This is a genomic window from Streptomyces radiopugnans (genome assembly GCF_900110735.1).
Taxonomy (GTDB): Bacteria; Actinomycetota; Actinomycetes; order Streptomycetales; family Streptomycetaceae; genus Streptomyces; species Streptomyces radiopugnans.
Genome location: NZ_FOET01000031.1, coordinates 1 through 6,462 on the forward strand (window position 1 = coordinate 1; position 6,462 = coordinate 6,462).

Genomic DNA, 6,462 nt, shown 5'->3' on the forward strand with positions numbered 1-6,462 from the left:
GCGCGATCCACCAGCAGGGCCATCTCGTACCCGACCAGACCGATGTCCGCCTCCGGATGCGCCAGCACCGCCAGCGAGGAACCATCCGAGATCGACATGATGAAGAGGAACCCCCGCTCCATCTCCACCACCGTCTGGTTCACCGCACCCCCCTCGAAGATGCGCGACGCACCGGCGGTCAGCGAGGTCAGCCCCGACGCGACCGCCGCCAACTGATCGGCACGGTCCCGCGGGAACCCCTCGGACATGGCCAGAAGGAGGCCGTCGGCGGAGACCACCACCGTGTGCGACACCCCCGGGGTGTTGTCCACGAAGTTGGTGATCAACCAGTTCAGATTCTGCGCCGCCTGGCTCATCGGACTCAACTAACGCTCCTGCTGGTAGGTGGGGCCTGTACCGCGGCTGCCGCCGGCCTGGCCGCTTCCGGCCTGCCGGCCCTGCTGGATGCCCCGGCGGAGATTGGTCAGCCGGCCGCGTACGTCGTCGGGCGCACGCGAGACCTGCGGGCCGGTCGGTGTGGACGGCCGCTGCTGCGCGGTGCCCGCCACAAGGTTGGCGCGCGGCACGCGGCGGGGCAGGCCGGAGGTGGTGACCCCGCCGGCGGCGGGCTGGCGGAGCTGTTCGGCCCGGCGCCAGCGCTCGTCGTTCGGGGTCTCCTGCCACCCGGCGCCGGCGTCGCCGGATCCGCCGGTGGACTGCCGCTGGGGCGCCGGCCGGGCGGGCCTCTCGGACCGCTGCGGGGCTGCCGGGCCGGACGCTCCCGGCGACGGGGACTCGCCCGACGACGCGGTCGCCGGAGCCTGCTGGGCGGCCTGCCGGGCGCTGAACCAGCTCGACTCCATCGACTCGAAGATCGGCGTGCGCTCGTCCGAGCCCGTCGCGGCCGGGCTGCTGCCGGGCAGTTCGTAGGCGGAGGACTCGCGGGCGCTGGAGGCGCCCTGCCGGGGGACGGCGTACTGGCCGGTGTCCTGCGGCCCCTGGGGGGCCGGGTACTGACCGGTCTCCTGGGGATCGCGCGGGAGGGCGTACTCGCCGGTGTGCTGCGGGCTCTGGGGCCGGGGGTACTGGCCGGTGTCCTGCGGACCGCGCGGGCCGCCCTGCGGCTCCACACGCGGAAGCTGGGCGGTCTCGCCGGGCCCGGCGGGCTGCTGCGGATACGCGCCGGGGCCGCCCGGGCGGGCGAACTCCGAGGTGCTTTCCGCCTCCTCGTGACCGCGCGGCGCGTCGTGGGCCTCGTAGCGGCCGGACGCCCGATCGCCGCGGCCGTCGGCCCAGCTGGGGCGCCGTTCGCCCGATCCGGCGGGCAGTTCGCCGGCGGAGACGCCGTCGCGCCGCTGCGGCGGCTGCTGGCCGGTGCGGGGCTCGGGACGCGCGCCGGGGCCGAAGGCGCCCGCGGCACCGGCGGGGACGCCCTCCGCGGGACGGACGGGCTGCCCGGGGCGGGACTGCTGTCCGGGGCCGGGACGGCCGGGGGCGCCGAAGCCCCCGCCCGCGGGACCGCCCGCAGGGCCGCCGGGGAGCGCGGCACGCGAGGAGGAGCCGCCCTGGACCTGGTTGCGGGTGGGCAGCGCGCCGAGCCTGCTGGTACCGGCCGGCGCACCGCCGCCCTGCGGCTCGCGCCGCAGCGTGGCGGACGGACCGGCGCCCTGGGCGCCGTCGCCGGAGGGCTTCTTCTGCTGGCCGTTCTGCTGGCCGCCGCGCTGGGTGACGTCGACCGGGAGCATGACCAGCGCGGTCGTGCCGCCGGAGTCGGAGGGGCGCAGCTGGATGCGGATGCCGTGCCGCAGGGACAGGCGGCCGACCACGAACAGGCCCATGCGGCGGGAGACCGAGACGTCGACCGTCGGGGGGTTGGCGAGCCGCTCGTTGATCGCCGCGAGGTCCTCGGGCGACAGCCCGATGCCGGTGTCGTGGATCTCGACCAGCACCCGCCCGTCGGGCAGCGCGTGGCCGGTGACCCTGACCTTGGTCTGCGGCGAGGAGAACGAGGTGGCGTTCTCCAGCAGCTCGGCCAGCAGGTGCACCAGGTCGTTGACGACCCGGCCGGCGACCTCGGTGGTGGGAACGGCGTTCAGCTCGATGCGCTCGTACTGCTCCACCTCGGAGGCGGCGGCGCGCAGCACGTCCACCAGCGGCACCGGGCGGGTCCAGCGGCGGCCGGGCTCCTCGCCCGCGAGGACCAGCAGGTTCTCGCCGTTGCGGCGCATACGGGTCGCAAGGTGGTCCAGCTTGAACAGGGAGGAGAGCTGGTCCGGGTCGGCCTCGCGGGACTCCAGTTCGGAGATGAGCGAGAGCTGGCGCTGGATCAGACCCTGGCTGCGGCGCGAGAGGTTGGTGAACATCGCGTTGACGTTCCCCCGCAGCAGCGCCTGCTCGGCGGCGAGGCGGACCGCCTCGCGGTGGACGTCGTCGAACGCCGCGGCCACCCGGCCGATCTCGTCGCGGCTGTGGACGCCGACGGACTCCACGGAGGTGTCGACGTCCTGCGGGTCGGCCTCGGAGAGCTGCTTGACCAGCTCGGGCAGGCGGCGGTGGGCCACGTCCTGCGCGGTGTCCTGCAGCCGGCGCAGCGAGCGGATCATGGAGCGGGCCACGACGAACGCGCCGACCAGCGAGATGCCGAGCACCAGCAGCACCAGGATGCCGTTGAAGAGGGCCGACTGCTGGGCCTCGGCCCGCAGCGTACGGGCCTGCTCGTCCATCTGCGTGAGCAGCGAGGCCTCGATCTTCCGCATCTGCTCGATCTTGACCTGGTCCTGGTCGAACCAGTCCAGGTAGGAGCGGTTCTCGCGCGAGATGCCCTTGGGGTCCTTCACCACGCGCTCGGCGTACTCGTCGGCCGAGGTGATGTTGACGATGCCCTCGTCGAGCGGCTTGGTGAGCTCGGCCGCCTCGTTGTTGCCGTAGATGTCGTCGAAGCGCTTGCGGGCCGCGCTCTCGCTCTCCCAGGCGGTCCTGATGTACAGGTGGTCGTTGTCCGACAGCTTGGGGCCGTCCTCGCGGGCCAGACCGGCGCTGATGATCGCCCGCTGCATGGAGGCGTACTCCTTGGCGGAGGAGAACGCGGCCAGCGCACGGGTGCTCTGGATCATCTCCGGGTTGCTGGTGGCCTGCGCCATGTCCTGGGACAGGCTCAGCAGCGACTGGATCAGCTGGTTGTAGTCGTTGACCGTCTGCGAGATGTTGTCCGGGTTGTCGTACGCCCGCTCCCGGATGCTCTTGAGCCGGTTCAGCTGCCGGGTGATGTCCGTGATGGTGGCGCGGACGCCGGAGAGGAGCCCGGTGTCGGCCTCCTCGAGCGCGGGGGTGGCGTCGAAGAACGCCGCCTTGACCTGGTCGGTCTCCTCACGGGGGCCGACGACCGCGTCGTCCTTGGGGTTGCCGGTGCCGGTCAGGGGGCCGGCCGAGCGGTCCCGCTCCTCCTGGAGCGCCGTCGCCAGCTCGGTGGCGCGCTCGGTCATCTCCGTGAGGAGCTTCATGTTGTCGAGCTGGTCGACCTCGGCGAGCGAGTTGTTGATGCTCAGCGCGCCCAGCGAGGTGGCCGTGACGACCGGAAGGGCCAGCAGCGAGACCAGACGGGTGCTGATGCGCCAGTTGCGCAGGGCGAGACGGGAGCCCGTCGCACTGGGCTCCTTGGGCTTCGGGGCGCCCTCGGCCTCGCCGTCCGGTCGCGCCTTGGCGCGCTTGCCCTTGTCGGCGTCGAGGGCCTGCTCCCGGCCACCGCTCTCCTGGGCGCGCTGTGGTGAGGAGCCGCGGTCGGTCGCACCGCGCAGCTCCGGGTCCCCCACAGCGCTGCCATCCCTCTTGAAACGTCCCTGCACTAGCGTCGCAACCTCTGGACCAGGCGTCCCCCCGCGAACGGCGGAACGGTATCGAGTCGGAAAGGCCCGAAGGACCCCCCTGACGGTCGTGAGTGACCGGCGCGCCCCCAAGTCTCCGCCACGCGGCGCTCCTGTGCGCCCCTTGCGCGCCGGGTCGTCTCCTGCGGCGGTCCGTGGAATTCCAGCACAGTGCCGGATCTCCAACAAGGTCCGTGGATAAGGCTGTGACATGCGTGACGCTACGCAGACACTCCATGGCGGAGGGTGTAGGCGCATACGGCGCATCACGGACTTTTGGCAGCTGACGCCACACGTGAGCCGCTACAGTGCCCACTGCCCCGGTAGTGACACCAGAGGGCGGATCGCCCACCCGTGGGGCTTATGCCCGTTTGGGCTGCCGCTCCTGACGGTCCGTTGTGCGGCTTTTGCCCGCCGTTTCGTGAGTAAAATCACAGGCGGATCGTTATACGGGTCATCCCTGAGGGGGAACGGGGCCCCTTACGCTCAGCTTTACACAAGGCATGTAAACGACAAGAAGGCGAACGAGGCAGACTCGGTGAAGACCACGATGATCACGCGCAGTGTTGCCAACCCGCAGCGCACCACCCTGGCCCACCTCAGGGACGCCGACGAACTGGTCCCGGTCGTCCCGGCCGAGGGTGCGGAGAGCGGGGAGGGCGCCGGGAACCTTCCGGCCCAGACCGCCAACCCGCGCCGGACCGTCCTGGTGGACGCCCCCGTCGGCTGACCGGCTCCGCGACGACGGACCTCGTCGGCCCCGTACGCCCGAGGCGTACGGGGCCGAGCTGTGCCAGGGGACGGTTCGCGCGGCCTCGGCGGCCGGTTCCCCGGTTCCGCTCCCGCTTCCCCGGCCTCCGGTCAGCCCTGCCAGCTGTGGGGGGCCCGGAAGCCGGAGGTGCGCTCCAGGCGGCGCCAGGGCGCGGTGCTGCGGCGCGGACGGGAGGCGGCCGGGCCGGCCGCCTGGTGGGCGGCGGCGCGGGCCATGAGCAGGGCGGTGACCGCGGCGAGTTCCTCGTCGCTGGCGTGGCCCTTCTCCACACGGACCACGTCGGTGACGGCGGTGGCAGTGGCAGTGGCAGTGGCGGGAACGTTCACAGGGCTGGTCCTCACAGGTGTCACTGGGGCGGGTTGCCGTGCTTGCGGGCGGGCAGGTCGGCGTGCTTGGTGCGGAGCATGGCCAGGGCGCCGATGAGGACGCCACGGGTGTCGGCGGGGTCGATGACGTCGTCGACCAGACCGCGCTCGGCCGCGTAGTAGGGGTGCATCAACTCGGCCTTGTACTCCTTGACCAGCTCCGCCCGGGTGGCCTCGGGATCGGCGGCGGCGGCGATCTGCCGCCGGAAGATCACACCCGCCGCGCCCTCGGCGCCCATCACCGCGATCTCGTTGGTCGGCCAGGCATAGGTCAGGTCCGCGCCGATGGACTGGGAGTCCATCACGATGTACGCACCCCCGTAGGCCTTGCGCAGCACCAGCGAGATCCGCGGCACGGTGGCGTTGCAGTACGCGTACAGCAGCTTCGCCCCGTGCCGGATGATCCCGCCGTGCTCCTGGTCCACCCCCGGCAGGAAGCCGGGCACGTCCAGCAGGGTGACGATGGGGATGTTGAACGCGTCGCACATCTGCACGAAGCGGGCGGCCTTCTCGGAGGCGTGGATGTCCAGCACCCCGGCCAAATGCTGGGGCTGGTTGGCCACCACGCCCACCACCTGGCCGTCCAGCCGGGCCAGCGCGCAGATGATGTTGGTGGCCCAGCGCTCGTGGACCTCCAGCATCTCGCCGTCGTCGACGATCTCCTCGATCACCGCCCGCATGTCGTAGGGGCGGTTGCCGTCGGCCGGCACCAGGTCGTACAGCACCTCGCTGCGCCGGCCGGCCGGGTCGGCGCACTCGGTGCGCGGCGGGTTCTCCCGGTTGTTGGACGGCAGCAGGGACAGCAGGTAGCGGACCTCCTCCAGGCAGGTGGCCTCGTCGTCGTAGGCGAAGTGCGCCACCCCGGAGGTCGCGGCGTGCACGTCCGCCCCGCCCAGCCCGTTCTGGCTCACCTGCGCGCCGGTGACGGCCTGGACCACGTCGGGTCCGGTGATGAACATCTGCGAGGTCTCGCGGACCATGAACACGAAGTCCGTCAGTGCCGGGGAGTAGGCCGCCCCGCCCGCGCACGGACCCAGCATCACCGAGATCTGCGGGATCACCCCGGACGCCTTGGTGTTGCGCTGGAAGATCCCGCCGTAGCCGGCCAGCGCCACCACGCCCTCCTGGATGCGGGCGCCGGCCCCGTCGTTGAGGGAGACCAGCGGCGCACCGGCCGCGATGGCCATGTCCATGATCTTGTGGATCTTCTGCGCGTGGGCCTCGCCCAGCGCCCCGCCGAAGATGCGGAAGTCGTGGGCGTAGACGAAGACGGTACGGCCCTCGACCGTCCCCCAGCCGGTGACCACCCCGTCGGTGTACGGCCTGCGGTCCTCCAGGCCGAAACCGGTGGCGCGGTGCCGCCGCAGCGGCTCCACCTCCTGGAACGACCCCTCGTCCAGCAGCAGTTCGATCCGCTCACGCGCGGTCAGCTTGCCCTTGGCGTGCTGAGCCTCGGTGGCCCGCTCGCTCGGGCCTCGCCGGACCT

5 protein-coding genes are annotated in these 6,462 nt (G+C 72.3%); 1 reads left to right on the forward strand and 4 read right to left on the reverse strand.

The window, feature by feature from the left end; all coding sequences use genetic code 11:
- Positions 1-356: roadblock/LC7 domain-containing protein (locus BMY40_RS27245; protein WP_093663448.1), on the reverse strand; the 356-nt coding region annotated here is incomplete at its 3' end.
- Between the two features lie 9 nt (positions 357-365).
- Positions 366-3,821, reverse strand: coding sequence for a sensor histidine kinase (locus BMY40_RS27250; RefSeq protein WP_093663445.1), 3,456 nt, complete (start codon positions 3,819-3,821; stop codon positions 366-368).
- A gap of 556 nt (positions 3,822-4,377) precedes the next feature.
- Between BMY40_RS27250 and BMY40_RS27255 the strand changes: the two genes are divergently transcribed.
- Positions 4,378-4,569 (forward strand): hypothetical protein, encoded by a 192-nt coding sequence (locus BMY40_RS27255; protein ID WP_093663446.1) that lies wholly within the window; start codon positions 4,378-4,380, stop codon positions 4,567-4,569.
- Positions 4,570-4,700: 131 nt separating this feature from the next.
- Here the strand turns inward: BMY40_RS27255 and BMY40_RS27260 are convergent, their stop codons facing one another.
- Both BMY40_RS27260 and BMY40_RS27265 read right to left on the reverse strand, forming a co-directional pair.
- The gene (locus BMY40_RS27260; protein ID WP_245770358.1) at positions 4,701-4,937 is read right to left on the reverse strand and encodes an acyl-CoA carboxylase subunit epsilon; all 237 of its coding nucleotides are present in this window, start codon (positions 4,935-4,937) and stop codon (positions 4,701-4,703) included.
- A gap of 20 nt (positions 4,938-4,957) precedes the next feature.
- Positions 4,958-6,462: acyl-CoA carboxylase subunit beta (locus BMY40_RS27265; protein ID WP_093663447.1), on the reverse strand; the 1,505-nt coding region annotated here is incomplete at its 5' end.